Below are 26,632 nucleotides of genomic sequence, written 5' to 3'. Positions count from 1 at the left end.
CTCCGGTTGACCCCTGCACCTATCCCGCGTCCCTACGCTGGGTTACGTGCAGCGCCTCTATGACTTCCTCCGCAGGCACCCGACATGGGTCGACGGCTTCTGGGCCGTGGTCCTCCTCGGGATTTCGGTCGTGGGCGGGGCGGCGGGCGAGCAGTTCGGCCCCTGGGCCACCGTCGTCCCCATCACGCTGCTGCTGTGCCTCGTGGTGGCGCTGCGCCGCCGTATGCCGGAGAAGATGCTGCTGCTCGCGGCGGCGGTCGGCGTGGCGCAGCTGGCCACCGACGTCGCGATCCTGCCCGCCGACTTCGCCATGCTGGTGGTCGTCTACACCGTCGCGGCGGAAGGCGCCCGCTGGGCCTCACGCTTCGCGCTGATCGCCGGCCTGTGCGCGGCCCCCCTGGCCCAGCTGCGCTGGGCGAACGAGCAGACGGGGGTGGCCGGGGACATCGCCCTGGCGGTCCTGCAGACCGTGCCCTTCGCCCTGGCCTGGGTGCTCGGCGACTCCATCCGCACCCGCCGCGCCTACTTCGCGCAGCTGGAGGAGCGGGCCGCCCGTCTGGAGAAGGAGCGCGAGGCCCAGTCCAAGGTCGCCGTCGCCGCCGAACGCGCCCGGATCGCCCGCGAACTGCACGACGTCGTCGCGCACAACGTCTCGGTGATGGTGGTCCAGGCCGACGGCGCCGCCTACGTCCTCGACGCCGCGCCCGACCAGGCGAAGAAGGCCCTGGAGACCATCTCCTCCACCGGCCGTCAGGCCCTCGCCGAGATGCGCCGCCTGCTCGGCGTGCTGCGCACCGGCGAACACCAGGAGGCCGGCGAGTACGTGCCGCAGCCCGACGTTCGCCAGATCGAGGACCTCGTGGAGCAGTGCCGCGGTTCCGGACTGCCCGTCGACTTCAAGGTCGAGGGCACGCCCCGCCCGCTGCCCAGCGGCGTCGAGCTCACCGCCTACCGCATCGTGCAGGAGGCGCTCACCAACACCCGCAAGCACGGCGGTGCCAACGCGGGCGCCAGCGTGCGCCTGGTCTACTTCGACGACGGCCTCGGCCTGCTCGTCGAGGACGACGGCAAGGGCGCCCCGCACGAGCTGTACGAGGAGGGCGGGTTCGACGGCCAGGGCCACGGCCTGATCGGCATGCGCGAGCGGGTCGGTATGGTCGGCGGCACCCTGGACGCCGGTCCGCGCCCGGGCGGAGGATTCCGCATCAGCGCCCTGCTGCCGCTCAAACCCGCGCACTGAGCCCCGCGCACGCCCCACTGACACCTGTCACGACCCCCTATGGAAGAGGCCCGATGACGATCCGCGTGATGCTCGTCGACGACCAGGTGCTGCTGCGCACCGGGTTCCGGATGGTGCTCGCCGCCCAGCCGGACATGGAGGTCGTCGCGGAGGCGGGCGACGGGGTCGAGGCCCTCGCGGAACTGCGCACGACCGAGGTCGACGTGGTGCTCATGGACGTCCGCATGCCGAAGCTCGACGGGGTGGAGACGACCCGCCGGATCTGCGCGGACACCGACCCGCCGAAGGTGCTCATCCTGACCACCTTCGACCTCGACGAGTACGCCTTCTCCGGGCTGAAGGCGGGTGCCTCCGGCTTCATGCTCAAGGACGTGCCGCCGGCCGATCTGCTGGCCGCGATCCGGGCCGTGCACAGCGGTGACGCGGTCGTCGCGCCTTCCACCACCCGGCGGCTCCTGGACCGCTTCGCGCCGATGCTGCCGGGCACCAAGCAGCCCCAGCACAAGGAGCTGGAGCGGCTCACCGAACGCGAGCGCGAGGTCATGGTGCTGGTCGCGCACGGCCTGTCCAACGGCGAGATCGCGGCGCGGCTGGTGCTGTCGGAGGCCACCGTCAAGACGCACGTCGGGCGCATCCTGACCAAGCTCGGGCTCAGGGACCGGGTGCAGGTCGTCGTGCTGGCCTACGAGACGGGGCTGGTGCGGGCCGGCGGGCACGGCGGCTGACCGGTGCGCCGGGCGGCTACCTGAGGATCCCTTCCAGGAACTCGCTGCCGAGCCGCGCCACCACCGTCACGTCCAGCTGGTGCAGGACGTAGCGGCCGCGGCGGCGGGTGGTGATCAGGCCCGCCTTCTTCAGCACGGCCAGGTGCCGGGATATCTCCGGGGCGCTCATGCCGTGCACCTGCGCCAGCTCGCTGGTGGTGTGCGCGCTGCGGGCCAGGTGCCGGCACATGCGCATCCGGACCGGGTGGGACAGCGCGGTCATCCGCATGGCCAGCTGTTCGAGCGTCTGCGGCGCGGTGAGCTCCGGGGAGCCGACCGGGTAGTGCAGCACCGGCTGCCAGCCGTGCCGGTGCAGGACCATCAGGTGCGGCCAGCCCAGGCTGGTCGGGACCAGCAGCAGGCCGCCGTCGCGCGTGGCCGTACGGCCCTCGCCCAGTTTGTCGACGGTGATCCGCGCGGCCTCCTCGTCGAGGGTGATCGCCGGGGACACCGCGGCCAGCGCCTCGGCCAGGCCCTTGCGCCGCAGGAGGTCCGTCTTGTGCCGGGCGTCCGCCGCGAGCTGGTGGCGCAGCCGGGACCAGGCCTCCGCGAAGAACGCCTCGTCGCAGTCCCGGAGGAACTGCCGCAGCCAGGCCCGGATCCTGGGCGGGTCGGCCAGCAGCCGCTCACTGAACCGCAGCTGCCGCGGTCCGCGTGCGGCGGCCAGGTCCAGCGCCCGGCGGCGCGTCCCCGGGTCGGACAGCGGGGTCGGCCCGCACTCGCCGTAGCCGAGGGCGCAGGTGAACTCCAGCGCCGCGTCCACGAACTGCTCGTCCGACAGCTTGTCGAGCACGTCCAGTTCCTCGGCGAGGGTCGCGCCCGGGAGCGAGCGCCGGTCCGGCAGGCCCGCCCAGGGCAGGAACAGGTCCGAGAACGTGGTCCGCCACAGGAAGTCCGCCTCGCACATCCGGTCGGCCAGATGCGGGTCGAGCCGTGCCGTCACGCCCGTCACCCAGCCCTGGAGGCCCGGGTGGTGCGCCGGCTCGGACAGCGCGTGCAGCGCCATGCCGAGCTCGGCCAGGGGGGAGGGCACGACGGCGATCTCCTCCGGCCGCAGACCCGCGATGTCGATGTGCACGCTCATGACCTCATGGTGCACCCGGCCACCGACAACGCCCCCGCCGATTGACGGACCCCGTCAATCGGCGCGACGCCGCCCCCGGCACGGGCGCACGGTGGGTGCACCGGGGCCGCCGCGGAGCCTTCGGACCTCCACCACTCCCGTCGCGCGAAGGCGATCCACCATGAGCATCACGCAGCAGCACCTCCTCGACACCTACCGCGCCCGGACCCTCGGCGAGCCCGCCCCGCCCGCGCCCGGCGCCCACGACCGGCAGGTCGTACGGGAATGGCGCGAGACACGGCGGTTCCGCGCGGTCCTCGCGGGCCGCCCGGCCCGGCACCGGTTCCTGGACGCCCTCAGGCGGTGGCGGCGGCGCCCTGTCTGACCCGCTCCGGCAGCCGGGCCACGAACTCCGCCACGGCCGCCTTCACGTCCTCGGGGCTCCACTCCAGCGCCTCGGCCCGCACATGCACGTCCGTGAACGCCAGCCCGGGGCCGCCCCGTTCCCAGGCGCTGCCGAACAGGACGACCCCCGTCTCCTCGGCCGTGCGGACCGCCGCCTCCCCGAGCACCTCCGGCTCGTGGGGCAGCCAGACCTGGAAGTCGTGGGTGTGCGGCACCTCCGGGTGCACACGCGCCCACGGCACCCCGGCCGCCGCGAACCCGTCGCGCAGAGCGCCGGCCACCACGCGCGCGTGGGCCACGTACTCCGGCAGCCTGGGCAGCTGCCGCTCCAGCCCGACCAGCGCCGACAGCACCGTCGGGAACTGCTGGAAGGCCATCCCGCCGTACCGGTGCCGCCACGTCCTGGCCTGACCGACGAGCTCCTCGGGTCCGGCGAGCGCCGCGCCGCCGTACGCCTCCAGGGACTTGTAGAACGACACGTAGACGCTGTCGGCCAGGCCCGCGATCTCCTCCAGGGGGCGGCCGAAGTGGACGGTGGACTCCCACAGGCGGGCCCCGTCGAAGTGCACCACCGCGTCCCGCTCCCGGGCGGCCTCGACGACCGCGGTGAGCTCCTCCCAGGTGGGCAGCAGGTAACCGGCGTCCCTGAGGGGCAGTTCCAGCATCAGCGCCCCGAAGGGCTCCTCGAAGTCCCGGACCTCGGCGGCGGTCGGCAGCCGCGGCTCGCTCGTCAGGCGCACCGGGCGCAGCCCGCCGACCTCGCTGAACGCGTTCCGCTCGTGCACCTCGGGATGGCTGAGCGCGTGCAGGGCGACCGTCCGGTTCCCGGTGCGCTCCGCCCAGCAGCGCAGGCCCACCTGCTGGGCCATCGTGCCCGTCGGGAAGAACGCGGCGGCCTCGGTGCTGAGCAGCCCGGCCACCTTCCTCTCCAACTCCTCGACGACGCCGTCGCCGTACACGTCGGACAGCTCGTCCAGGTCGTGCACGCCGTCCGCCTCCTCCAGCAGGGCCAGGCGTTCCCTGAGGGTCCGGTGGAAGCCGAAGCGCGCGAACACGCGCCGTGCGGTGCGATGCACGGCCAGCCGTCTCTCCCGCAGCCCCGCGCCCCGGTCCTCGTCCGCCGCCTGATCGTCGTGCTCCGCCGTGTCGGTCATGCCCGGGATCCTCTCGCGCGCGCACGGTGCCGGGCACCCCACTTTTCCGTGCGCCGTCCCGGGCAGGGAGCACGCGCGTGCACAGCCTGTGGACGACCGGACGCCCCCCGAACCGATCGCGTTAACATGACGAGAAATCGTCCGGTACCCGGAGCGGACTGGAACGGGAAGGCCGCCGTCGAGTGAACACAACCCCACAGCCGGATCCCAGGGACCGCCCCGCGCGGCTCACCGTAGGCGTCGTCGGCGCCGGCCGGGTGGGCCCCGCGCTGGCGGCGTCCCTCCAGCTCGCCGGGCACCGCCCGGTCGCCGTCTCCGCGGTCTCGGAGGCCTCCCGGCGCCGTGCCGGGCTGCTGCTGCCGGACGTACCGGTGATGCCGCCCGCCGACGTCCTCCAGCGGGCCGACCTGGTGCTGCTGACCGTCCCCGACGACGCGCTGCCCGAGCTGGTCAGCGGCCTCGCCGACACCGGGTCCGTCCGGCCCGGGCAGCTCCTCGTCCACACCTCCGGGCGGTACGGGACGCGGGTCCTCGACCCGGCCCTGCGCGCCGGTGCCCTGCCGCTCGCGCTGCACCCCGCGATGACCTTCACGGGCACCCCCGTGGACGTCCAGCGGCTGGCCGGCTGCTCCTTCGGCGTCACCGCCCCCGAGGAACTGCGCCTGGCCGCCGAGGCCCTGGTCATCGAGATGGGCGGCGAGCCGGAATGGATCGCCGAGGAGAACCGCCCGCTCTACCACGCGGCCCTCGCCCTCGGCGCGAACCACCTGGTCACCCTGGTCGCCCAGTCCATGGAGCTGCTGGCCGCGGCCGGCGTCTCCGCCCCCGACCGGATGCTCGGCCCGCTGCTCGGCGCGGCCCTGGACAACGCCCTGCGCTCCGGCGACGCGGCCCTGACCGGCCCGGTCGCGCGCGGGGACGCGGGCACCGTCGCGGCGCACGTCACCGAGCTGCGCCGGCACGCCCCGCAGACCGTCGCCGGCTATCTGGCGATGGCCCGGGCGACCGCCGACCGGGCCCTGGCCCAGGGCCTGCTGAAGCCGGAACTCGCCGAGGACCTCCTCGGGGTACTCGCCCACGGGACCGACGGCACCGAAGGGGACGCCCGATGACCACCACCCTGCTGCGCACCGCCGGGGAACTGCACGCACGCGCGCGTACGGGCCGCCGTGCCGTGGTGATGACCATGGGCGCCCTGCACGAGGGCCACGCCACGCTGGTGCGCACCGCGCGCGAGCTGGCCGGACCGGACGGCGAGGTCGTCGTCACCGTCTTCGTCAACCCGCTTCAGTTCGGCGCGGGCGAGGACCTCGACCGCTACCCGCGCACCCTGGACGCCGACATCGAGCTCGCCGGCCAGGCGGGCGCCGACGTCGTGTTCGCCCCCGCGGTGGACGAGGTCTACCCCGGTGGCGAGCCCCAGGTCCGGATCACCGCGGGCCCCATGGGCGAGCGCCTGGAGGGCGCCTCCCGTCCCGGCCACTTCGACGGCATGCTCACCGTCGTCGCCAAGCTGCTGCACCTCACGCGCCCCGACGTCGCCCTGTACGGACAGAAGGACGCCCAGCAGCTCGCCCTGATCCGCCGCATGGTGCGGGACCTGAACTTCGGCGTGGAGATCGTCGGCGTGCCCACCGTCCGCGAGGAGGACGGCCTGGCCCTGTCCAGCCGCAACCGCTACCTCTCGGCCGCCGAGCGGCGCACCGCCCTCGCCCTGTCCGGGGCCCTGTTCGCGGGCCGGGACCGGCATGCCGCACAGGAGGCGCTGCGCGCCCGGGCCCGCGAAGTGCCCGCCACGCGCGCGCGAGCCGAAGCGCTCAGCGCCATAGGGGAGTCCCGCGCGGCGGCCGACGCCCACGCCGTGGCGACGGCCGTCCCGGGCGGCCCCGCGGCCGTGCGCGCCGCCGCCCGCCAGGTCCTCGACGAGGCCGCCCGCCTCGATCCGCCGCTCGCCCTGGACTACCTCGCGCTGGTCGACCCCTCCGACTTCACCGAGATCGCGGACGACTTCACCGGCGAGGCGGTCCTCGCCGTCGCCGCCCGGGTCGGCACGACCCGGCTGATCGACAACGTCCCCCTCACCTTCACACGCTTCGGAGCCGCCTCGTGACCACCACAGGCATACGACTGCACGCGCCCGCCCCCGGGTGGTCCATCGCCGCGGACGTGGTCGTCGTCGGCTCCGGCGTCGCCGGGCTGACCGCCGCCCTGCGCTGCGAGGCCGCGGGCCTGCGGACGGTCGTCGTCACCAAGGCCCGGCTCGACGACGGCTCCACCCGCTGGGCCCAGGGCGGCATCGCCGCGGCGCTCGGCGACGGCGACACCCCCGAGCAGCACCTCGACGACACCCTCGTCGCGGGCGCCGGCCTGTGCGACGCGGACGCGGTCCGGCTCCTGGTCACCGAGGGCCCCGGCGCGGTACGCCGCCTGATCGAGACCGGCGCCCGGTTCGACGAGTCCGAGGGTGAGCTGGAACTGACCCGCGAGGGCGGCCACCACCGCCGCCGCATCGCGCACGCGGGCGGTGACGCGACCGGCGCCGAGATCTCCCGCGCCCTGGTCGAGGCGGTCCGCGCGCGGGGCATGCGCACCGTCGAGAACGCGCTCGTCCTGGACCTCCTCACCGACGCCGAGGGCCGCACGGCCGGCGTGAGCCTGCACGTCATGGGGGAGGGCCGGCACGACGGCGTCGGGGCCGTCCACGCCCCCGCGGTGGTCCTCGCCACCGGCGGCATGGGCCAGGTCTTCTCGGCGACCACCAACCCGTCGGTGTCGACGGGCGACGGCGTGGCGCTCGCGCTGCGGGCGGGCGCGGAGGTCAGCGACCTGGAGTTCGTCCAGTTCCACCCGACCGTGCTGTTCCTGGGCCCCGACGCCGAGGGGCAGCAGCCCCTGGTCTCCGAGGCCGTGCGCGGCGAGGGCGCCCACCTGGTCGACGCCGACGGCGTGCGCTTCATGGTCGGACAGCACGAACTCGCCGAACTCGCCCCCCGCGACATCGTCGCCAAGGGCATCACGCGCCGCATGCAGGAGCAGAACGCCGAGCACATGTACCTCGACGCCCGGCACTTCGGCGCCGAGATGTGGGAGAGCCGCTTCCCGACGATCCTCGAAGCCTGCCGCGCCCACGGCATCGACCCGGTCACCAGCCCCATCCCGGTCGCCCCGGCCGCCCACTACGCCTCCGGCGGCGTCCGCACCGACTCCCACGGCCGCACGACCGTCCCCGGCCTGTACGCGTGCGGCGAGGTCGCCTGCACCGGGGTGCACGGCGCCAACCGGCTGGCGTCCAACTCGCTGCTCGAAGGCCTCGTCTACGCCGAGCGCATCGCGGCCGACATCGCGGCGAACGGCCTGCCCGCGCGCGTGCCCGCGCCGGTTTCGCACCCCGAGATCCCCGAGCACCCCCTGCAGACCGCCCAGGCCCGCTTCACGATCCAGCGGATCATGACGGACGGGGCGGGCGTCCTGCGCTCGACCGGGTCCCTCGCCAAGGCCGCCGACCAGCTCCAGCGCCTGCACACCGACGCCCGGGAGGCCCTCGCCGAGAACGGCGCCACGGCCGAGGCCGGCGTCGACACCTGGGAGGCCACCAACCTCCTGTGCGTGGCCCGCGTCCTGGTCGCCGCCGCCCTGCTGCGCGAGGAGACCCGGGGCTGCCACTGGCGCGAGGACCGCCCCGAGCGCGACGACCAGGCCTGGCGCCGCCACATCGTCGTGACCCTGAACCCGGACCGCACCCTGGCGGTGCACACCACGGACACCACAGACTTCCCCCCGACCCTCCCCACCCAGGCCCCCCAGGAGCAGTGACCGACGTGAGCACCCCCGACCTTCCCCTCGCCTCCTCGGGAGGCTGCGGAGACGGCTGCGCCTGCGGCGCGGACGACGAGGCATACCTGGAGTGCGGCCTGGACCCCGCACTCGCCCAGCTCCTGGCCGACGCCGGCCTCGACCCGGTCGAGGTCGAGGACATCGCCAACGTGGCGCTCCAGGAGGACCTGGCCCACGGCGTGGACGTGACCACGGTGGCGACCATCCCCGAGGACGCGGTGGCCACGGCCGACTTCACCGCCCGCGAGGCGGGCACCGTGGCCGGTCTGCGCATCGCCGAGGCGGTCATCTCGGTGGTGTGCGAGGAGGAGCTCGAGATCGAGCGCCACGCCGAGGACGGCGACCGCGTGGAGGCCGGGCAGAAGCTCCTGTCCGTCACCACCCGCACCCGTGACCTCCTCACGGCCGAGCGCAGCGCGCTGAACATCCTGTGCCGCCTGTCGGGCGTCGCGACGGCCACGCGCGCGTGGGCGGACGTCCTGGAGACCACCAAGGCCAGGGTCCGCGACACCCGCAAGACCACCCCGGGCCTGCGCAGCCTGGAGAAGTACGCGGTGCGCTGCGGCGGCGGCGTCAACCACCGCATGTCGCTGTCGGACGCGGCCCTGGTCAAGGACAACCACGTGGTCGCGGCCGGCGGTGTCGCCCAGGCCTTCCAGGCGGTCCGCGAGCGCTTCCCCGAGGTCCCCATCGAGGTCGAGGTCGACACCCTGGACCAGCTCCGCGAGGTCCTGGACGCCGGAGCCGACCTGATCCTGCTGGACAACTTCACGCCGGCCGAGTGCGAGGAGGCCGTCGCGATCGTCCAGGGCCGCGCCGCCCTGGAGGCCTCGGGCCGCCTCACCCTCGACAACGCCAAGGCGTACGCGGAGACGGGCGTCGACTACCTGGCCGTCGGAGCCCTCACCCACTCCTCGCCGATCCTGGACATCGGCCTGGACCTGCGGCCGGCGGAGTAGGGGCGGTACGGGTCATGCTGCTGACGATCGACGTAGGAAACACCCACACCGTCCTCGGCCTGTTCGACGGCGACGAGATCGTCGAACACTGGCGCATCTCCACCGACGCCCGGCGCACCGCCGACGAACTGGCGGTCCTGCTCCAGGGCCTGATGGGCATGCACCCGCTCCTCGGCGACGAGCTGGGGGACGGCATCGACGGCATCGCCATCTGCGCGACCGTCCCCTCGGTCCTCCACGAGCTGCGCGAGGTGACGCGCCGCTACTACGGCGACGTGCCCGCCATCCTCGTCGAACCGGGCGTCAAGACGGGCGTGCCGATCCTCATGGACAACCCCAAGGAGGTCGGCGCCGACCGGATCATCAACGCGGTCGCGGCGGTCGAGCTCTACGGCGGCCCCGCCATCGTCGTCGACTTCGGCACGGCGACGACGTTCGACGCGGTCAGCGCGCGCGGCGAGTACGTCGGCGGCGTCATCTCGCCGGGCATCGAGATCTCCGTGGAGGCCCTGGGCGTCCGCGGCGCCCAGCTCCGCAAGATCGAGGTGGCCCGGCCCCGCAGCGTCATCGGCAAGAACACGGTCGAGGCCATGCAGTCGGGCGTCATCTACGGCTTCGCGGGCCAGGTCGACGGCGTGGTCAACCGCATGGCCCGCGAGCTGGCGGAGGACCCGGACGACGTCACGGTCATCGCGACGGGCGGCCTGGCGCCCATGGTCCTGGGCGAGTCGTCGGTGATCGACGAGCACGAGCCGTGGCTGACGCTGATCGGACTGCGGCTGGTGTACGAGCGCAACGTCTCGCGCATGTGAGCTCGCACCGGGGGCCGGTACACACCCGGCCCCCGGGCCTGCCGTGCGCAACGGAACACCACGACAGACCCTAGGCGGGACGGGTGGTCCCCCCGCGCCACACCCGTCCCCTATGTCGAATTTGTCTGATTAGCGCGTATCGTCGCCACATGCCCACGCCATACGGATCCCGCGGCGGCATGGCGTTCGGCGTGGAGGAGCTGCGTGTGCTCCGCCGCGCTCTCGCCCTCGCCCTCCACCCCACCCACGCCTCGGCCGACGACGTCCAGGACTGTCTCCGCCTCGCAGAGTCACTCGACGAGGCGGTGCGGGAGGGAGCCAGGCTGCGCGCCTTCCTCGTGGCCGACCTGGGCCGCTACCGCGCCGCCCTCCCCGGTACCGCCGCCGGTTACCTCGCGCTCCTCGAGGAGGCGCTGGGCGCCGGTTACCGCCCCCTGCCCGACGACCTCGCGGCCCTGCGCGCCCTGCGCGGAAACCCCGCCGCGGCGGCCCTCCTGGACCGCTGCACCGTCCCGCCCGTCACCGCCGCCGTCCCCGCGGTCGTCGTGCCCGGCTCCCGCTCCCGCACCCGCACCCGCCTCCTGGCCCTGCCCGGAGGCCGCCGCGCCGCCGTCGGCGCCGGGGACGGCCCGGGCAAGCAGCCCGAGAAGAAGCCCGCCCGCAAGCCGGCGGCCCCCAAGCCCGCCCCGGGCCCGCCCCCGGTGCCCGCCCCGGGCACCCCGAAGCCCTCCCGTCCGATCCCCACCCCGGGCGAGGTCTTCCCGCGCCGCAAGCCGACACCGCCACCCCCGGCGAACCCCCAGCAGCTCGCCGCGGGCTGACGTGGCTACCCTGGATCCATGGACTACGTCTCCGCGCTCCTGCCCCCGGTCGTCATGGCCGTCTTCTTCATCGGCGTGATCCGGGTGATCGTGAAGACACAGGGCGGCGCCAACAAGGCCAAGGAGGACGCGGCCGTCGACGCCGCCCTCGCCCGCGCGCAGAGCGCCTCCGGCCCCGCCGCGGCGCCCCCGAAGGCCGAGGCCTGACCCACCCCCGAGAGGGCGTACGACTCGGCGAGCCCGCCCCCGCGGCGCTCGCACTTTCGAGTCGTACGCCCTTTTTGTTCCCGTTCGCCGGTGAAGCGCACGTCCGCCACGCCATTACCGGGATCTCCCACTATTGTTCTGAGCTGTGCCTCGCCCATTGGGAGAACTCGAAGACGCGGTCATGTCGCGGGTGTGGAAGTGGAACCGCCCGGTGACCGTTCGAGAAGTCCTGGAAGATCTTCAGAAGGAGCGGTCCATCGCGTACACCACCGTGATGACCGTTTTGGACAATCTCCATCAGAAGGGCTGGGTGCGCCGCGAGGCGGAAGGCCGCGCCTATCGATATGAGGCGGTCTCCACCCGCGCCGCCTACGCGGCCGCCCTGATGAACGACGCCTGGTCGCAGAGCGACAACCCCGCCGCCGCTCTCGTCGCCTTCTTCGGGATGATGAGCGAGGAACAGCGGCGGTCTCTCAGTGATGCCGTACGCATCGTCCAGGGCCCTCAAACGCAGGAACCGACCGAACCGTCGGAATCCGTGGAACCGGCCGAAGGAGCGGAACCCCCGGAAGGCCCGGCGCAGAACCCCGCCTCCGCTCAGGACCACGACGGGCGATAGCGTCCCGTCATGTCCGCGAAGAGCCCCGAAGCCACCGCAAAAGCCATCACCGTCCGGCGGGCCCGCACCAGCGATGTCCCGGCCGTGCGCCGTCTCCTCGACGCCTACGTCCGCGGCGGCATCCTGCTCGACAAAGCGATGGTGACGCTTTACGAGGACATCCAGGAGTTCTGGGTCGCGGAACGGGACGACAACGCCGAGGTCGTCGGCTGCGGTGCGCTGCACGTGATGTGGGAAGACCTCGCGGAAGTCCGCACTCTCGCGGTGAAGCCAGGGCTGAAGGGCGCGGGCGTCGGGCACCGGGTGCTGGAGAAGTTGCTTCAGACCGCCCGCTGGCTCGGTGTTCGCCGCGTTTTCTGTCTGACCTTCGAAGTCGACTTCTTCGCCAAGCACGGCTTCGTGGAGATCGGTGAGACGCCCGTCGACCGGGATGTCTACGCGGAGCTGCTGCGTTCCTATGACGAGGGCGTCGCGGAGTTCCTCGGACTCGAACGAGTGAAACCGAACACCTTGGGCAACAGTCGGATGCTTCTGCATCTGTGATCGCCGGACGCCAGTCGTCCGCAAGACGGCGTGCACGGTTGTCCCGGCATATTCCGCCGTGCCGACCCTGCCCAGGTGCCCTATGTCCGAAACGCGCACGTTTCCGGACCGAGCCCGGGCCGCTGGTCTCTGCCGGGGGTTTGTGTTTTTCGGGCAAAAGCGGTTTGCTTTCCGACGTACTGCAGTACTGCATATAACAGGGGACGGCGATACGGCGGACGCCGGCACACCCCGGCCCTGAAGATATCGATGAAAGGAAATCCGGTGGCACAGAAGGTTCAGGTCCTTCTTGTCGACGACCTCGACGGTGGCGAGGCGGACGAGACCGTGACGTTCGCGCTGGACGGCAAGACGTACGAGATCGATCTCACCACCGCCAATGCGGACAAGCTCCGCGGCCTTCTCGAGCCTTACGTGAAGGGCGGTCGTCGTACCGGAGGCCGTGCTTCGGGTGGGCGTGGAAAGACGCGCGCCGCCGCGAGCGGCGGCAGCCAGGACACCGCGGCGATCCGCGCCTGGGCGAAGGAGAACGGCTACGAGGTCAACGACCGCGGCCGTGTTCCCGCGACCATCCGCGAGGCTTACGAGAAGGCCAACGGCTGAACAGCGGCTTCACCGACCCTGCGCACGCAAGGCCGGCGGCTGGGCGCACGCGCGCCGCAGCCGGAGCCGGTGGCACTGGGTCGCCACCGTGTTCACCAGCCGCCCGAGATCGGGGGCGTTCCCCTCTGCCCCCAGCGCCGACAGCGTCGGCAGCGAGGCCTCGACCTCGCATCCCGGCTCGGGGGGCCGCAGCCACACGGCGGCCCCCTGGGAACCGGCCGGGCACGGCACGGAGGGCGGAGCGCCCGCCTCGCGGGACGCCTCGGCGTGCGACGCGCGCGCCGGCAGCACCGCCCTCTCCCGCTGAGGCTCCGGGGGCGACGGGGCGTCCATGACGCCTCCCGGGCCGATCGCCGCCAGGTCCAGCGCCAGGCACCCCCAGTCGAGCCACTCCAGCAGCCCGGGAAGCTCCTCCGCGCTGCCCGCGGCCACCAGCAGCAGCATCCGGTCGCCGTGCAGGGCGACGGGCCCGGTCGGCACCGAGCGCCGCAGCGCCGCGTGACCCGCCTCCGCCGGCACGTCCAGGACGTCGTAGCGCGGTCCCACGGCCAGTCGCAGCGGATCGCCGGGCACCGTCGGCCACCGCAGTTCGTTCTCGTACCACCGCCGGACCTGACCGCTCGCGCCGGCCGGGTCGAGCGGCCGGCGGGGGAGCGGGACGAGCGGGGCCGAGGATGCGATCACGGGCTGAGGGGCGCCGAACATGCCAAGTGCAACAGCCGGAAGGGCGTGCGGGTTACGCTGGGTGGCGCCTCAAACGCACGGTGTGGCGAAATGGGGGCGCGCGGGGGGTGCGGGGAGGCGCAAGGTTGTTCGCCCGTAGCGGAGGGAACGGGGGCACTCGGCATGGTCTTCCGGTCCGCGCGGGTAAGACATCCCTAGTGGGAGGGGGCGACACGCAGAAAAGGCCGTCTCACGTTCGCCATCGGCGTACTGGCGAGTGGGGTATCTGCCTGGCCTGCGGGAACATCGTCTCGCACCATCGGGTTGGAGCAGATGTCGGCGTTCGGGGTCAGGAGGCAGTGTTGGTTCTCGGTCCGGTGTCGGCAGTTGGAATGAGCGGTCCCCGCTTGCGGGACTAAGCTGCGGAAGGACAGGGAGGGGAAGTTCCCCCCACTGCCTGACCGCTCTGAGGAGCGATTAACGATGTTCGAGAGGTTCACCGACCGCGCGCGGCGGGTTGTCGTCCTGGCTCAGGAAGAAGCCCGGATGCTCAACCACAACTACATCGGCACTGAACACATCCTCCTGGGTCTGATCCACGAGGGTGAAGGTGTCGCCGCCAAGGCCCTTGAGAGCCTCGGGATTTCGCTCGAGGCGGTCCGCCAGCAGGTGGAGGAGATCATCGGCCAGGGCCAGCAGGCCCCGTCCGGGCACATCCCCTTCACCCCCCGTGCCAAGAAGGTCCTGGAGCTGTCGCTCCGCGAGGCCCTTCAGCTGGGCCACAACTACATCGGCACGGAGCACATCCTGCTCGGCCTGATCCGCGAGGGCGAGGGCGTGGCCGCCCAGGTCCTCGTGAAGCTGGGCGCAGATCTGAACCGCGTGCGGCAGCAGGTCATCCAGCTGCTCTCCGGATACCAGGGCAAGGAGACCGCCACCGCCGGCGGTCCTGCCGAGGGCACGCCCTCCACGTCCCTGGTCCTCGACCAGTTCGGCCGGAACCTCACCCAGGCCGCTCGTGAGTCCAAGCTCGACCCGGTCATCGGGCGCGAGAAGGAGATCGAGCGGGTCATGCAGGTGCTGTCCCGCCGTACCAAGAACAACCCGGTGCTGATCGGTGAGCCCGGCGTCGGCAAGACCGCCGTCGTCGAGGGCCTCGCCCAGGCCATCGTCAAGGGCGAGGTGCCCGAGACCCTCAAGGACAAGCACCTCTACACCCTGGACCTCGGCGCCCTGGTCGCCGGCTCCCGCTACCGCGGTGACTTCGAGGAGCGCCTGAAGAAGGTCCTCAAGGAGATCCGCACCCGCGGCGACATCATCCTGTTCATCGACGAGCTGCACACGCTGGTCGGTGCGGGTGCCGCCGAGGGCGCCATCGACGCCGCTTCCATCCTGAAGCCGATGCTGGCCCGCGGTGAGCTCCAGACCATCGGTGCCACCACGCTCGACGAGTACCGCAAGCACCTGGAGAAGGACGCGGCCCTGGAGCGCCGCTTCCAGCCCATCCAGGTCGCGGAGCCGTCCCTGCCGCACACGATCGAGATCCTCAAGGGTCTGCGTGACCGGTACGAGGCGCACCACCGCGTCTCCATCACCGACGAGGCGCTGGTCCAGGCCGCCACCCTGGCCGACCGGTACATCTCGGACCGCTTCCTGCCGGACAAGGCGATCGACCTGATCGACGAGGCCGGTTCCCGGATGCGCATCCGCCGGATGACCGCGCCGCCGGACCTGCGCGAGTTCGACGAGAAGATCGCCGGTGTCCGCCGGGACAAGGAGTCCGCGATCGACTCGCAGGACTTCGAGAAGGCCGCCTCCCTGCGCGACAAGGAGAAGCAGCTCCTCGCCGCCAAGGCCAAGCGGGAGAAGGAGTGGAAGGCCGGCGACATGGACGTCGTCGCCGAGGTCGACGGCGAGCTGATCGCCGAGGTCCTCGCGACCGCCACCGGCATCCCGGTCTTCAAGCTGACCGAGGAGGAGTCCAGCCGCCTGCTCCGCATGGAGGACGAGCTCCACAAGCGGGTCATCGGCCAGAACGACGCCGTCAAGGCGCTGTCGAAGGCGATCCGCCGTACGCGTGCCGGTCTGAAGGACCCCAAGCGTCCCGGTGGCTCGTTCATCTTCGCCGGCCCGTCCGGTGTCGGTAAGACCGAGCTGTCCAAGGCGCTCGCCGAGTTCCTCTTCGGTGACGAGGACGCGCTGATCTCCCTCGACATGTCGGAGTTCAGCGAGAAGCACACGGTCTCGCGCCTCTTCGGTTCGCCCCCCGGATACGTGGGCTACGAGGAGGGCGGCCAGCTGACGGAGAAGGTCCGCCGCAAGCCGTTCTCGGTCGTCCTCTTCGACGAGGTCGAGAAGGCCCACCCGGACATCTTCAACTCGCTGCTGCAGATCCTGGAGGACGGTCGCCTGACCGACTCCCAGGGCCGGGTCGTGGACTTCAAGAACACGGTCATCATCATGACGACCAACCTCGGCACCCGGGACATCTCCAAGGGCTTCAACCTGGGCTTCGCGGCCTCGGGTGACACGAAGACCAACTACGAGCGCATGAAGAACAAGGTCTCGGACGAGCTCAAGCAGCACTTCCGGCCCGAGTTCCTCAACCGCGTCGACGACGTGGTCGTCTTCCCGCAGCTGACCCAGGGCGACATCCTGCGGATCGTCGACCTGATGATCGGCAAGGTCGACGAGCGCCTGAAGGACCGGGACATGGGCATCGAGCTCTCCCAGTCCGCCAAGGAGCTGCTGGCCAAGAAGGGCTACGACCCCGTGCTGGGTGCGCGTCCGCTGCGCCGCACCATCCAGCGCGAGATCGAGGACTCGCTGTCGGAGAAGATCCTCTTCGGCGAGCTGCGCCCCGGTCACATCGTGGTCGTCGACACGGAGGGCGAGGGCGAGACCAAGACCTTCACCTTCCGCGGCGAGGAGAAGGCGGCCCTGCCGGACGTCCCGCCGATCGAGCAGGCGGCCGGTGGCACGGGTCCGAACCTGAGCAAGGACGCGTGATCCCTCCGGGACACGTGTGACACGACAGCGGGGCCACCACCTTCGGGCGGTGGCCCCGCTTCGTGCTTCGCCGGGGCCTCAGCGCCGCGCCGCGGTGACGTCCGCACCCGGGAACAGCGGCTGGAAGTCCGACACCGGCAAGGAAAGCCCGGGCAGGGGCCCCAGGATCACCGAGTGCAGTCCGGGCAGCCGGGACGCCAGTGCCGCGAGATGCTCGGTGCCGTCCATCCCGGAGAGCCGCACCGTCCCGACCTGGGGCAGCTCCGGCATACAGCCGATGGAGGCCGGCAGATCCCGGATGATCGACGCGTTCAGGTAGAGGCTGGTGAGCCCGGGGAGCGCGGCGACCTCCCGCCAGTCCTCGGCCGTCAGTTCCGTGGTCAGCGGTCCGAGGCTGAGCGTGTGCAGCGCGTCCCAGTGGCGCAGCCCCCGCAGACCGGTCGCGTCGGTGCTGTGGCGGCCCAGGAAGAGGTAGCCCAGCGGCGCCTCGGTCGGCAGGGCGTCGGTGAGGTCGGCCCCGGGCAGTTCCTGGGCCACGGAGAGCAAGGTCAGTGACGACAGGGACCGCAGCCCCGTCGGATCCGCGGTCGTGTGGAGGACGAGTTCGGCGAGCGGCAGCGGCCGCAGGTGCTCCAGACCCGTCGCGTACGGGCACTCGAAGAGTGTCAGTCTGGCCAGCGAGGTGAAGCGCCGCAGGGCGCCGAGCTCCGTCAGCCGCTGGTTCAGCTGGATGCCGAGGTCGGTCACCGCCCCGGGCTCGGGCACGGCGGCCACGATGTCCTCGGCGCTGTGCGGGCCCTCGAAGGTCAGCTCGGGCCAGGGGCGCATCCGGCCGAGGGCCGTGAGCTGGGCGGACGACGCGCAGGTGACGAAGAGGTCCGAGCGGTCGAGGTGGTCCAGCACCTCGACCGCGTACTCCTCGGCGTCGAACCGGTGCCAGGTCCCCGCCAGCTGCCGTCGCACGCCGTGGTCGGGATGGTCGCGGAAGCGGCGCAGCACGGCGAGCGCGCCGCCTGGTTCCTCCGATCCCACGACCGAGGCGGTGGCCACGACTCCCAGCGCCTCCTCGTCCGTCAGGCCCTCCGGCCCCGGCAGCAGCTCCAGCACCAGCGGGCCCGCCTCCGCCAGCTCTCGGGCGGCCCCGGTCGTGCGCGGCGGGATCAGCGCGGCGGCCCGAGCCTCCACCTCCCCGCGCACCGCGGGATCGAGCGCCGTGGCGTGTTCCAGGCAGGCCAAGGCCAGCAGGGTGAGCCGGGGCGTGTCCCGGGCCAGCAGCTCCCGCAGCACCAGGACCCGCTCGTGAGGCCGGGCGTGGGCCACGGCCATGCGGATGACGTCCTCCCAGTGGGTGTCGTCGGCATGACGGATGAGCACGTCGAGGTGTCCCTCCTCCACGGCGTGCCGGGCTCCCAGATAGTCCTGGAAGGTGCGGTGGACGAAATCCATCACGTCCTGGGCCGGGCGGCGCAGCACTCCGCTGCGCAGCAGCAGGGTCCGCAGCACCGTCGGGGCGTCCCCCCGGTGGGCCTCCGGCGCCAGCGCGGGCAGCGCGCGCTCCACGATCCGCTCGGCCGTCTCCAGGGTCATCTCGTTGCGGCCGCTCAGCACCAGGGCGTAGGCGAGGCGCTGGAGCAGTTCGAGCTGGGCCGCCTCGCCCAGCTCCGGTCCTTCGACCGGGCCCATGCCGCGCTCCCGGTCCCGGCGGGAGAGCAGCATGGCGAGGGCGGCGTCGTACAGCTCCTTGCGCCCGGTCGGCAGATAGCCGCGGCGCTCGCGGTGCAGGGCGCAGATCAGGCCGCACATCAGGGGGTTGGTGGCGAGGCGGGCCAGGTCCCGCTTGGTGCGCAGGGAGTCCAGCAGCCGCTGCTCGTACTCCGGGGCGCGCGCCGCCCGGTGCCAGCGGTGCACGAAGGTGGCGACCTCGGCCCGGCCCATCGGTGCCAGGGACAGCTCCCGGAAGCCCTCCTGGGCGAGCCACTCGGTGCGTACGGCGGTGGGCCGGGTGGTCAGCAGCCAGCGGTTGCCCGGGTAGGCGTGGATGAGGGCACGCAGCCAGTCACGGGTGGCGTGACGGTCGGCGGCCGGGACCTCGTCCAGACCGTCGACCAGGACCAGCGCCCGGCGGGTGGTCAGCACGCGCTCCGCCCAGCCGTCCGGTGGGGACAGCGGGCAGCCGACGACGCTCAGGAAGGCGGCCGGTGCGGGCAGCGGGCCGGTGCGGATCAGGGTGCGCAGCGGGAGGACGAACGGGATGTGCGTGCCCGCGCGCGCCGCGGTCACCGCCAGCCACTGCACCAGGGTCGTCTTCCCCGAGCCCGCGTCGCCGCGCAGCAGCACCCGGGAGTCCTGCTCCAGCGCGCCGTCGGCGGGCATCCGCCCGGCGCGTGCCGGCTGGTCCTCGCCGGGTGGGCCGGCCCGGTCGGGTTCCTGGTCGACCGTCGCCTCCAGCGTCAGATAGGCGACCTCCAGAGGCCAGCGGTCGGGGGAGTCCCGCAGGTCGATGCCGTAGATGGTGAGGTGGTTGTGACGCTCGGCGACGTACGGCAGGTAGCGGCGTTCGAAGGCGGCGTCCCGTGCGTCCGGGCGGGGGGCGCGGGTGAGCAGCTCGTCGACCTTGGCGATCAGTTCCGCCTGGTCGCGGGTCTGCTCGACGAGGGTGCGGGCGACGAAGGTGGAGCGGCGGGTGAAGAACTCCAGGATGTTGAGGCACGCCCACTCGGTCGCGTGGTCCAGGAAGTGGCAGGCGTCCGCGGACAGGCCGTCGGGGTAGGGGCCCGACTGGTGCAGCTCCCTGGCCAGCTCGCGGTGGCCGAGGCGGACCGCCTGGACGTCGTCCATGTCGAGGTCGCCCAGGGCGAGCAGCCGGCGGGCCAGGGTGTCGGTGACGGCGATGTGCTCGTCCGCCGGGAAGGGCGGCTCGCCCGGGGAGTCCACCGCCTGCGCCACGATCCGCGCGGCCAGCTTGTGCACGTCCGGTTCGGTCAGGGTGCGCTTCTCGCCCCGGAAGGACACGAGAGCGGCCAGGCGTACGGGCTTGTCGACCAGGCCCGCTCCCGGTCCTTCCGGGCGGAAGAGCTTTTTCAGCAGCGGGGCGACCATTCCTGACGCCAGCTTGCCGCCGAGTACTGTCGGATCCAACCGCCGCACCCCCGTGATCGCGTGAACGGGGCCGAGAGTACCCGGAGTTGATTCGTCGGGGTCAGGACAGCTGCCCGTCGTAGTCCGGCAGCTTGTACGTCTTCTCGGCGTGGCCGCCCGACAGGTCGGTGGCGCTGTTGCCGATGTTCGCGATGATCGTGTAGCCCTTGCGCTCGATGTCGACGCGCTGGGCCGTCTTGTAGTCGGCGACGTTCTTGAAGAGGTCGCCGAAGCCGCGGACGTAGAGCCCGGAGACCCGGTAGCCGGCCTGCTTCAGGTTGTACTGGGTGAACGAGGCGATGATGTCGGGGCGGGCGGTCACGAAGAACAGGGCGACGCCGTGGTCCTGCGCGTATCTGGCGGCCTCCAGGACCGGCTTGTTCGCCGGCTGCGGGTAGCTGAAGCCGAAGTCGGTCTCCAGCGCCGTGTTGTCGATGTCGAGGACGACGGCCTGCTTCTCGCCCGGGTTGGTGGTCGCGATCCGCTGCTTGAGGTAGGGCAGCGCCTGGTCCATCACGGCCCGGCAGTCCTTCTGCCAGGTTCCGTAGTCGACGTCCGCCGCGGTGGCGGACGGGGAGGAGGCCGGGGCGGCGGTCGTGGCGTCGGCCGGGGCGGCCATCGCGACCAGGGCTGCCGCCGAGACGGCGGTCACCGAGGCACGGCGCAACCAGGGGCGTCGGATCTGCATGTCGTGGGGGTCCTCTCACGTCCGTGACGCTGCCAACATGTCGTGTGCATGCTTGTGCTCGAGGGTGGCGCGAGGGGAACCGTAGGGTTACCGGACGGTAGGTGCCTAGAGGCGTGCGCCACATTTCCGGAATGGCCGAAGAGGCGCCCCGGTGACATGCCGCACAGGCGATATGTCCGGTACTAACCGGAATAGTGGCTAACGGGTCGGGAGAAAAGGGGTTCTTGACCTTCTCCGAGGGTGGAAGTGCTAGCCAGTGCCCTATTCGTCCGGAATGGCTGGCCTGTCAAGAGACGTAGAACACTGAACCACATTACTAACTAACGCCGTAGATCACGCTTTTGGGCGCATGTCGGACTTCGGGTTACCAAGGGATGGCCACACGGCGAGCGTCAGTGCGCCGGGTGGTTTTCTCCGTCCCCTTCCATACGAGGTTTCGATGTCCCAGCGCGTCACGTCCCGTTCTTCCCGTACGTCCCAGCTCCGCACCCGTGCGACCGTGCTGGCCGCCGGCCTTGGTGTCTCGGTCGCACTGGGAGCCGGGGTCGCGTCCGCCGCCGACACCACGGCCGCGTCCGGTGCCGCCAGTGCCGTCCAGGCGCAGGCCGCCGCCCAGGCCAAGGCCGCCAAGGCCGAGGCCGTGAAGGCCGAGAAGGCCGCCAAGGCCGCCGCCGCGAAGAAGGCGGCCGAGAAGAAGGCCGCCGCCAAGAAGGCCGCCGCCAAGAAGGCCGCCGCCAAGAAGGCCAAGCCCTCCTGGGTCGACCCGGTGAAGAAGTACACGCTGTCCGCGAGCTTCGCCCAGAACGGCGGCATGTGGGCGCACAAGCACAGCGGCCAGGACTTCGCCGTGCCGAGCGGCACCCAGGTCGTCGCCGCCCACGGCGGCACCGTCGTCAAGGCCGGCGGCAACGGCGCCGGTGACGGCCCCGCGTACGGCAACGCCGTCGTGATCAAGCACGGCAACGGCACGTACTCCCAGTACGCCCACCTGTCGAAGGTCGAGGTGCGGATCGGCCAGATCGTCAAGACCGGCCAGGAGATCGCCAAGTCCGGCAACACCGGCAACTCGAGCGGTCCCCACCTGCACTTCGAGATCCGTACGACCCCGAACTACGGCTCGGCGGTCGACCCGGTGAAGTTCCTGCGCGCCAAGGGCGTGACGGTCTGACCGAAGGCGTGACCCCCAGGCCCTAGGAGCCCCCGGCTCCCCGGTGGGCCTGGGTCACCAGGTCCGTGGCGACCTCGAGGACGGCTTTGTTCTTCTCCTCGGGGTCGTTTCCCATGTCCTGGAGCAGGAACATGCCGGCGTGCAGCGTGAAGATCGCGCTGGCGCAGCGGACCTGGTCGGCCAGCTCGGCGTCCGGGTCGACGATGATGTCGCGCAGGCTGGTGATGCGCGCCTTGAAGGAGTCGCCGATCCGCAGGTCCCGCACCGTCGCCTGGTTCTCGTGCATGAAGCGGAACAGCGGCGCCGCCTCGGCGAGTGTGTCGGCGTAACGGCGGATGATCTCCTGCTTGGTCGCCAGGGTGGGCGGCTGCTGCCGGCCCCACTCGATCAGGTCCTCGATCGGCTGGGTGAGGTCCTCGAAGATGCTGACGAGGATCTCTTCCTTGGTCTTGAAGTGGTAGTAGAGCGCCGCCTTGGTGACCTCGAGATGCTCCGCGATCTCGCGCAGGGAGGTCTTCTCGTAGCCGTGCTCCGCGAAGAGGTCGAGGGCCACGTCCTGGATGCGCCGGCGGGTGTCCCCGCGGCGCCGCTGCCTGGTGCCGTCCATGGTGCCGCCCATCCTCCTACGCCGCCCGCTTTCCATAAAACTTACTTGACGCCCGGCTAGTTCCGCGGCTAGCTTCCGAGTGTAGTCACTAGCCGGTCGGCAAGTAAGTAGCGGTAGCTGGGGGAGTGGGAAGCGATGACGGACACAACGGACACGCCGGCGGCCGACGCCGGGGGGAAACAGCCGAAGAGCGTGCGGGTGGTCCTGCTCGCGCTGATGATCGCGATGATGCTCGCGATGCTGGACAACATGATCATCGGTACGGCGATGCCGACGATCGTCGGTGACCTGGGCGGGCTCGAACGTCTCTCGTGGGTCGTCACCGCCTATACGCTCGCCACCGCGGCCTCCACTCCGCTGTGGGGCAAGCTCGGCGACATGTACGGCCGCAAGGGCACGTTCCTGTCGTCCATCGTCCTGTTCCTGATCGGCTCGGCGCTGAGCGGCATGGCCCAGAACATGAACGAGCTGATCGGCTTCCGCGCCGTGCAGGGCCTCGGTGCCGGCGGTCTGATGGTCGGCGTCATGGCGATCATCGGTGACCTGATCCCGCCCCGTGAGCGCGGCAAGTACCAGGGCATGATGGCGGGCGTCATGGCGCTGGCGATGATCGGCGGTCCGCTGGTCGGCGGCACCATCACCGACCACTGGGGCTGGCGCTGGGCCTTCTACATAAATCTCCCCCTCGGCGCGGTCGCGCTGGTCGCCGTCAGTGCCGTGCTGCACCTGCCGAAGAAGCGCGCCCAGGCACGGATCGACTACCTGGGTGCCGCGCTGCTGACCGTCGGCATCACCGCGATCGTGCTCGTCACCACTTGGGGCGGGACGGAGTACGCCTGGAGCTCCGCGCGGATCATGGAGCTGATCGGCATCGGCGTCGCCGCGCTCGTCGGGTTCCTGTTCTGGCAGACCAGGGCCGCCGAGCCGGTGCTGCCGCTGCACATCTTCCGCAGCCGCAACTTCACGCTGATGTCGGTCATCGGCTTCATCACCGGCTTCGTGATGTTCGGCGCCACCCTCTTCCTGCCGCTGTACCAGCAGTCCGTGCAGGGTGCCTCCGCGACGAACTCCGGGCTGCTGCTCCTGCCGATGCTCGGTGCGATGCTCGTGACCTCGATGGTCGCCGGGCGGGTGACCACGAACACCGGCAAGTACAAGATCTTCCCGATCGCCGGTGGCGCGCTGATGATCGTCGGGCTCTACCTGCTGTCCACGATGGACACCGGCACCTCCCGGCTGACCTCCGGTGTCTTCATGGCCGTGGTCGGACTCGGCATGGGCTGCCTGATGCAGATCACCATGCTGGTCGCGCAGAACAGCGTGGAGATGAAGGACATGGGTGTGGCGTCCTCGTCGACCACTCTGTTCCGTACGCTCGGCTCCTCCTTCGGCGTGGCGATCATGGGCGCGCTGTTCAACCACCGCGTCCAGGACGTCATGGTCGAGCGGGCCGGGGCGCTGGGTTCCAAGGTGACCGAGCAGTCCGCGCAGCTCGACGCGAAGGGCCTGTTGGAGCTTCCGGTGCCGGTCCGGGAGGCGTACCAGCACGCGGTGTCCGCCGGCACGCACTCGGCGTTCCTGCTCGGCGCGGTGGTGGCGGTGGTCGCACTCGTGGCGGCCGTGTTCGTCAAGGAGGTGCCGCTGAAGGGGGCCGGGCCCAAGGAGGACGGCACGCCGGACGCCGCGACGGCGCAGGCGCCCATGGTCGAGGCCGTCTGACCGCGCGACGCGGTCCGGCTGGGCCACGCCGTCCGACGGCAGGAGACCGTCCGGCTTTGTGACGGCGCCCAGCCGCGCAACGCCGCCTGACGGCAGAAGGCCGCCCGGCCGCCCGGCCGGGTGACGCGGTCCGGCCCGCGCAACGCCGTCCGGCCGCAGAGCTCGTCCGCCGCACCACGTGAGGCCCCCGGGAGTGTCCGCCCGGGGGCCTTCGTCATGCGCGTCGGTCGTGCGCGGCCGTGAGCCGGGCCGTTGTCACAGCCCCGTGCCACCATCGGCCGCATGGACAAGACGCGCCGGATCCGGCTCGCCAAGGACGCCATGGACCGGGACTGGGCCGACCCCGGGCTCGACCTGGACACCATGGCCGCGCACGCCGGGTACTCGCGCTACCACTTCATCCGCGCCTTCAAGGAGGCCTACGGCGAGACCCCCGGTCAGTACCTGACGCACCGGCGCATCGAGCGGGCCGAGGACCTGCTGCGCACCGCGAACCTGTCGGTGACGGAGATCTGCCACCTGGTCGGCTTCAGCAGCGTCGGCACCTTCTCGGCCCGCTTCAAGACCTGGACCGGCCTGACCCCGAGCGAGTACCGGACCAAGCACGTGGGCCGGGGAGCCGCCCTCATACCCGGCTGCTACGCCATGCTCTGGGCCGGCGGCTTCCGCCCCGCGCCCGGCGCCGGCAAGCAGCGCAATTCCGGAGAAGCGGGCTGACCCCGCCGCTGCCTACCGTGACAGTGCGGGCACGACCAGCCGCAGCCGCAGCGTCAGAGCAGGAGTACACCATGATCAAGGGTCTCGCCATCTCGACCGTCTGGGTCCTCGACCAGGACCGCGCCAAGGAGTTCTACACGGAGAAACTGGGCCTGGAGGTCCGTACGGACATGACCATGGGCGAGGGCGGCATGCGCTGGCTCACGGTCGGCTCGCCGAACCAGCCCGAGGTGGAGCTGACGCTCATGGTGCCCGGCGGGCCCGCGATGGACCCCGAGTCCGCCGAGATGCTCCGCAAGCTGGTCACCAAGGGCGCGCTCGGCGCGGGAGTGCTGACCACCGACGACATCCACGGCGACTACAAGAAGCTCAAGGACCGGGGCGTGGAGTTCCTCCAGGAGCCGCAGGAGCGCCCGTACGGCACGGAGGCGCTGTTCCGCGACGACTCCGGCAACTGGTTCTCCTTCACCCAGCCCCGCGAGGGCGGACTCGACCTGGACCGGGACTGGACCTGCTGACCGCGTCGGTGCCGGGGCGAGAGGCCTACGACCCCGGCAGCACCGGGTAGCTCCCCGTGTTGGTCGGCGCGTGCTCCGGCAGCCACAGCACGGCGACCGCGCCCTCGGCCGGCAGGTGCTCCGGCGTCCCCGGGGTGCGGACGTTGCGGAAGGTCAGCCGGGCGCCCAGCACCCGGGCCTGCCCGGCCGCGATGGTCAGACCGAGCCCGTGACCGTGCCCGGCCCGGTCCGCGCTGCCGGTGCGGAAGCGGCTCGGCCCCTCGGCGAGCAGGTCCTCGGGGAAGCCCGGGCCGTGGTCGCGCACCCGGATGACCCGGCCCTCGACGCTGACCTCGATGGGCGGCTTGCCGTGCCGGGCCGCGTTGGCCAGGAGGTTGAACAGCACGCGCTCCAGACGGCGCGGGTCGGTGGTGACCTCCGACTCGTGCACGATGCGCACCTCGATGGCCGGATCCTTGGCCGCCACCCGCCGGGCGACGAACTCGCCCAGCATGATGTCCTGCAACTCCGCCCGCTCCGAGGCCCCGTCCAGCCGGGCCACCTCCAGCACGTCCTCGACGAGGGTGCGCATGGCCTTCGCCCGGTCCAGCACCAGCTCGGTCGGGCGTCCGGGCGGCAGGAGCTCGGCGGCGGTCAGCAGCCCGGTCACCGGGGTGCGCAGCTCGTGCGCGATGTCGGCGGTGACCCGCCGCTCGGCCTCGATGCGCTGCCGCAGCGCGTCCGCCATGGCGTCCACCGCGCTCGCCAGGTCGTCCGTCTCGTCGCGCACCACCCCGCCCATGGCGTCCCGCACGCGTACGTCCGTCTCGCCGCCCGCGAGCTGGTTCGCCGCGACGGCGGCCTTGCGCAGCCGCCGCGAGAGGTGCCCGCCGATGAGCACCCCGAGCGCGCTGCCGCCGAGGACGACGGCGATGGATCCGATGAGCAGGGCCTGGTCCAGGTCCTGAAGGATGTCCGAGCTGCGGTCGGTGAAGCCCGAGTGCAGGGACATCACCTGCCCGTTCTTCAGCGGCACGGCGGCCCATATGTCGGGCACGTCACCCGGCCGGTCCGCCACGTACGTCGCCCGCCGGCCCGCCTCGACCCGCTCCCGCAGCGCGTGCGGCAGCTCCGGGTCGTTGATCTTGGTGTTGGGGAAGTTCATCCGCCCCGACAGCTCGAAGTTGCGCTGGGCGATCATGATCCGCTCGTCGGCGAGGTCACGCGCGTTGTCCAGCATCGAGACCCGGGCGGCGTTGTGCACGACCAGGCTCAACGCGATCGCCACCAGTGCCCCGACCAGCGCGATGGCCGCGCTCAGCTTCCATCTGAGGCCGGTGCGGATGCCCGCCCGGTCCAAGCCCGTGGCGACCAGGCGCCGGAACTGCCCCCTCATACCCCT

25 protein-coding genes are annotated in these 26,632 nt (G+C 71.8%); 18 read left to right on the top strand and 7 right to left on the bottom strand.

Translation table 11 applies throughout. From position 1 onward, the window contains the following. Window positions 1-46 precede the first annotated feature (46 nt). Complete coding sequence (locus AC0665_RS13630) at window positions 47-1,240, top strand: sensor histidine kinase (protein WP_468408659.1); 1,194 nt, start codon at window positions 47-49, stop codon at window positions 1,238-1,240. Window positions 1,241-1,293: 53 nt separating this feature from the next. Then, a complete protein-coding gene (locus AC0665_RS13625; protein WP_478603593.1) occupies window positions 1,294-1,965 on the top strand; it encodes a response regulator in 672 nt (223 codons plus the stop codon). 16 nt (window positions 1,966-1,981) lie between these two features. Here the strand turns inward: AC0665_RS13625 and AC0665_RS13620 are convergent, their stop codons facing one another. Further along, a complete protein-coding gene (locus AC0665_RS13620; RefSeq protein ID WP_478508209.1) occupies window positions 1,982-3,088 on the bottom strand; it encodes a DUF5937 family protein in 1,107 nt (368 codons plus the stop codon). Between the two features lie 160 nt (window positions 3,089-3,248). Here AC0665_RS13620 and AC0665_RS13615 point away from each other — a divergent pair, with 160 nt between their 5' ends. Then, window positions 3,249-3,452 carry a hypothetical protein gene (locus AC0665_RS13615; RefSeq protein WP_478508208.1) on the top strand — a complete coding sequence of 68 codons (204 nt, stop codon included), beginning with the start codon at window positions 3,249-3,251 and terminating at the stop codon, window positions 3,450-3,452. Here the strand turns inward: AC0665_RS13615 and AC0665_RS13610 are convergent. Beyond that, complete coding sequence (locus AC0665_RS13610) at window positions 3,424-4,626, bottom strand: threonine aldolase family protein (RefSeq protein ID WP_478603595.1); 1,203 nt, start codon at window positions 4,624-4,626, stop codon at window positions 3,424-3,426. The genes AC0665_RS13615 and AC0665_RS13610 overlap by 29 nt on opposite strands. Window positions 4,627-4,808: 182 nt before the next feature. On the opposite strand from AC0665_RS13610, the gene AC0665_RS13605 reads away from it, so the two are divergent. The 10 genes from AC0665_RS13605 to AC0665_RS13560 all read left to right on the top strand — a co-directional run bounded on the left by AC0665_RS13605 (window position 4,809) and on the right by AC0665_RS13560 (window position 13,024). After that, window positions 4,809-5,738 carry a Rossmann-like and DUF2520 domain-containing protein gene (locus AC0665_RS13605; RefSeq protein ID WP_478603598.1) on the top strand — a complete coding sequence of 310 codons (930 nt, stop codon included), beginning with the start codon at window positions 4,809-4,811 and terminating at the stop codon, window positions 5,736-5,738. Beyond that, the gene (panC, locus tag AC0665_RS13600; RefSeq protein WP_468408669.1) at window positions 5,735-6,736 is read left to right on the top strand and encodes a pantoate--beta-alanine ligase; all 1,002 of its coding nucleotides are present in this window, start codon (window positions 5,735-5,737) and stop codon (window positions 6,734-6,736) included. The genes AC0665_RS13605 and panC overlap by 4 nt, the downstream gene beginning before the upstream one ends. Beyond that, window positions 6,733-8,439: an L-aspartate oxidase gene (locus AC0665_RS13595; protein WP_478705049.1), complete on the top strand. Its 1,707-nt coding sequence runs from the start codon at window positions 6,733-6,735 to the stop codon at window positions 8,437-8,439. The genes panC and AC0665_RS13595 overlap by 4 nt, the downstream gene beginning before the upstream one ends. A 5-nt stretch (window positions 8,440-8,444) precedes the next feature. Next, a complete protein-coding gene (gene nadC, locus AC0665_RS13590) occupies window positions 8,445-9,419 on the top strand; it encodes a carboxylating nicotinate-nucleotide diphosphorylase (protein ID WP_468408673.1) in 975 nt (324 codons plus the stop codon). A 14-nt stretch (window positions 9,420-9,433) separates the two neighbouring features. Continuing rightward, window positions 9,434-10,231 (top strand): type III pantothenate kinase, encoded by a 798-nt coding sequence (locus AC0665_RS13585; RefSeq protein ID WP_361113391.1) that lies wholly within the window; start codon window positions 9,434-9,436, stop codon window positions 10,229-10,231. A 179-nt stretch (window positions 10,232-10,410) separates the two neighbouring features. After that, on the top strand, window positions 10,411-11,052 hold the full coding sequence (locus AC0665_RS13580) for a hypothetical protein (protein WP_478603683.1): 642 nt from the start codon (window positions 10,411-10,413) through the stop codon (window positions 11,050-11,052). A gap of 18 nt (window positions 11,053-11,070) precedes the next feature. Then, on the top strand, window positions 11,071-11,259 hold the full coding sequence (locus AC0665_RS13575; RefSeq protein WP_468635076.1) for a hypothetical protein: 189 nt from the start codon (window positions 11,071-11,073) through the stop codon (window positions 11,257-11,259). Between the two features lie 181 nt (window positions 11,260-11,440). Further along, the gene (locus AC0665_RS13570) at window positions 11,441-11,878 is read left to right on the top strand and encodes a BlaI/MecI/CopY family transcriptional regulator (RefSeq protein ID WP_478603686.1); all 438 of its coding nucleotides are present in this window, start codon (window positions 11,441-11,443) and stop codon (window positions 11,876-11,878) included. Window positions 11,879-11,887: 9 nt separating this feature from the next. Further along, entirely contained in the window at window positions 11,888-12,421 is a 534-nt protein-coding gene (locus AC0665_RS13565) for an amino-acid N-acetyltransferase (protein ID WP_468408677.1), read from the top strand. A 264-nt stretch (window positions 12,422-12,685) separates the two neighbouring features. Further along, window positions 12,686-13,024, top strand: coding sequence for a histone-like nucleoid-structuring protein Lsr2 (locus AC0665_RS13560; RefSeq protein ID WP_468408679.1), 339 nt, complete (start codon window positions 12,686-12,688; stop codon window positions 13,022-13,024). A gap of 9 nt (window positions 13,025-13,033) precedes the next feature. On the opposite strand, the gene AC0665_RS13555 is transcribed toward AC0665_RS13560, so the two are convergent. Beyond that, window positions 13,034-13,729 (bottom strand): SCO3374 family protein, encoded by a 696-nt coding sequence (locus AC0665_RS13555; RefSeq protein ID WP_478603603.1) that lies wholly within the window; start codon window positions 13,727-13,729, stop codon window positions 13,034-13,036. 441 nt (window positions 13,730-14,170) lie between these two features. Between AC0665_RS13555 and AC0665_RS13550 the strand changes: the two genes are divergently transcribed. Continuing rightward, window positions 14,171-16,696 (top strand): ATP-dependent Clp protease ATP-binding subunit, encoded by a 2,526-nt coding sequence (locus AC0665_RS13550; RefSeq protein WP_363117640.1) that lies wholly within the window; start codon window positions 14,171-14,173, stop codon window positions 16,694-16,696. Between the two features lie 78 nt (window positions 16,697-16,774). Here AC0665_RS13550 and AC0665_RS13545 read toward each other — a convergent pair whose 3' ends face one another. Both AC0665_RS13545 and AC0665_RS13540 read right to left on the bottom strand, forming a co-directional pair. Beyond that, a complete protein-coding gene (locus tag AC0665_RS13545; RefSeq protein WP_478603606.1) occupies window positions 16,775-19,834 on the bottom strand; it encodes an NACHT domain-containing protein in 3,060 nt (1,019 codons plus the stop codon). Between the two features lie 61 nt (window positions 19,835-19,895). Beyond that, complete coding sequence (locus AC0665_RS13540) at window positions 19,896-20,522, bottom strand: HAD family acid phosphatase (RefSeq protein WP_478603608.1); 627 nt, start codon at window positions 20,520-20,522, stop codon at window positions 19,896-19,898. 439 nt (window positions 20,523-20,961) lie between these two features. Here AC0665_RS13540 and AC0665_RS13535 point away from each other — a divergent pair, with 439 nt between their 5' ends. After that, entirely contained in the window at window positions 20,962-21,690 is a 729-nt protein-coding gene (locus tag AC0665_RS13535; protein WP_478603610.1) for a M23 family metallopeptidase, read from the top strand. Window positions 21,691-21,712: 22 nt separating this feature from the next. On the opposite strand, the gene AC0665_RS13530 is transcribed toward AC0665_RS13535, so the two are convergent. After that, entirely contained in the window at window positions 21,713-22,309 is a 597-nt protein-coding gene (locus AC0665_RS13530) for a TetR/AcrR family transcriptional regulator (RefSeq protein ID WP_363117644.1), read from the bottom strand. Window positions 22,310-22,432: 123 nt separating this feature from the next. On the opposite strand from AC0665_RS13530, the gene AC0665_RS13525 reads away from it, so the two are divergent. From AC0665_RS13525 to AC0665_RS13515, 3 genes are all read left to right on the top strand, one after another. After that, window positions 22,433-24,016, top strand: coding sequence for an MDR family MFS transporter (locus AC0665_RS13525; RefSeq protein ID WP_468635084.1), 1,584 nt, complete (start codon window positions 22,433-22,435; stop codon window positions 24,014-24,016). A gap of 282 nt (window positions 24,017-24,298) precedes the next feature. Then, window positions 24,299-24,733, top strand: coding sequence for a helix-turn-helix transcriptional regulator (locus tag AC0665_RS13520; RefSeq protein WP_468408690.1), 435 nt, complete (start codon window positions 24,299-24,301; stop codon window positions 24,731-24,733). 71 nt (window positions 24,734-24,804) lie between these two features. Then, a complete protein-coding gene (locus tag AC0665_RS13515) occupies window positions 24,805-25,251 on the top strand; it encodes a VOC family protein (protein ID WP_468408692.1) in 447 nt (148 codons plus the stop codon). A gap of 25 nt (window positions 25,252-25,276) precedes the next feature. On the opposite strand, the gene cseC is transcribed toward AC0665_RS13515, so the two are convergent. After that, complete coding sequence (gene cseC / locus AC0665_RS13510; protein ID WP_468408694.1) at window positions 25,277-26,626, bottom strand: two-component system sensor histidine kinase CseC; 1,350 nt, start codon at window positions 26,624-26,626, stop codon at window positions 25,277-25,279. Window positions 26,627-26,632 lie beyond the last annotated feature (6 nt).

Source organism: Streptomyces sp. NPDC043685 (assembly GCF_056436585.1).
Note: the sequence above shows the minus strand (reverse complement) of the source record. Positions and strands in the feature narration are given on the sequence as shown.

Excerpts from the sequence above, each read along its gene's own strand:
- AC0665_RS13515 (WP_468408692.1), top strand. The coding sequence starts at position 24,805 with ATGATCAAGGGTCTCGCCATCTCGACCGTCTGGGTCCTCGACCAGGAC.
- AC0665_RS13585 (WP_361113391.1), top strand. The coding sequence starts at position 9,434 with ATGCTGCTGACGATCGACGTAGGAAACACCCACACCGTCCTCGGCCTG.
- panC (WP_468408669.1), top strand. The coding sequence starts at position 5,735 with ATGACCACCACCCTGCTGCGCACCGCCGGGGAACTGCACGCACGCGCG.
- AC0665_RS13555 (WP_478603603.1), bottom strand. The coding sequence starts at position 13,729 with ATGTTCGGCGCCCCTCAGCCCGTGATCGCATCCTCGGCCCCGCTCGTC.
- AC0665_RS13550 (WP_363117640.1), top strand. The coding sequence starts at position 14,171 with ATGTTCGAGAGGTTCACCGACCGCGCGCGGCGGGTTGTCGTCCTGGCT.
- cseC (WP_468408694.1), bottom strand. The coding sequence starts at position 26,626 with ATGAGGGGGCAGTTCCGGCGCCTGGTCGCCACGGGCTTGGACCGGGCG.
- AC0665_RS13565 (WP_468408677.1), top strand. The coding sequence starts at position 11,888 with ATGTCCGCGAAGAGCCCCGAAGCCACCGCAAAAGCCATCACCGTCCGG.
- AC0665_RS13580 (WP_478603683.1), top strand. The coding sequence starts at position 10,411 with ATGGCGTTCGGCGTGGAGGAGCTGCGTGTGCTCCGCCGCGCTCTCGCC.
- AC0665_RS13570 (WP_478603686.1), top strand. The coding sequence starts at position 11,441 with ATGTCGCGGGTGTGGAAGTGGAACCGCCCGGTGACCGTTCGAGAAGTC.
- AC0665_RS13615 (WP_478508208.1), top strand. The coding sequence starts at position 3,249 with ATGAGCATCACGCAGCAGCACCTCCTCGACACCTACCGCGCCCGGACC.
- AC0665_RS13610 (WP_478603595.1), bottom strand. The coding sequence starts at position 4,626 with ATGACCGACACGGCGGAGCACGACGATCAGGCGGCGGACGAGGACCGG.
- AC0665_RS13530 (WP_363117644.1), bottom strand. The coding sequence starts at position 22,309 with ATGGGCGGCACCATGGACGGCACCAGGCAGCGGCGCCGCGGGGACACC.
- AC0665_RS13520 (WP_468408690.1), top strand. The coding sequence starts at position 24,299 with ATGGACAAGACGCGCCGGATCCGGCTCGCCAAGGACGCCATGGACCGG.
- AC0665_RS13575 (WP_468635076.1), top strand. The coding sequence starts at position 11,071 with ATGGACTACGTCTCCGCGCTCCTGCCCCCGGTCGTCATGGCCGTCTTC.
- AC0665_RS13540 (WP_478603608.1), bottom strand. The coding sequence starts at position 20,522 with ATGCAGATCCGACGCCCCTGGTTGCGCCGTGCCTCGGTGACCGCCGTC.
- AC0665_RS13625 (WP_478603593.1), top strand. The coding sequence starts at position 1,294 with ATGACGATCCGCGTGATGCTCGTCGACGACCAGGTGCTGCTGCGCACC.
- AC0665_RS13535 (WP_478603610.1), top strand. The coding sequence starts at position 20,962 with ATGTCCCAGCGCGTCACGTCCCGTTCTTCCCGTACGTCCCAGCTCCGC.
- AC0665_RS13525 (WP_468635084.1), top strand. The coding sequence starts at position 22,433 with ATGACGGACACAACGGACACGCCGGCGGCCGACGCCGGGGGGAAACAG.
- AC0665_RS13620 (WP_478508209.1), bottom strand. The coding sequence starts at position 3,088 with ATGAGCGTGCACATCGACATCGCGGGTCTGCGGCCGGAGGAGATCGCC.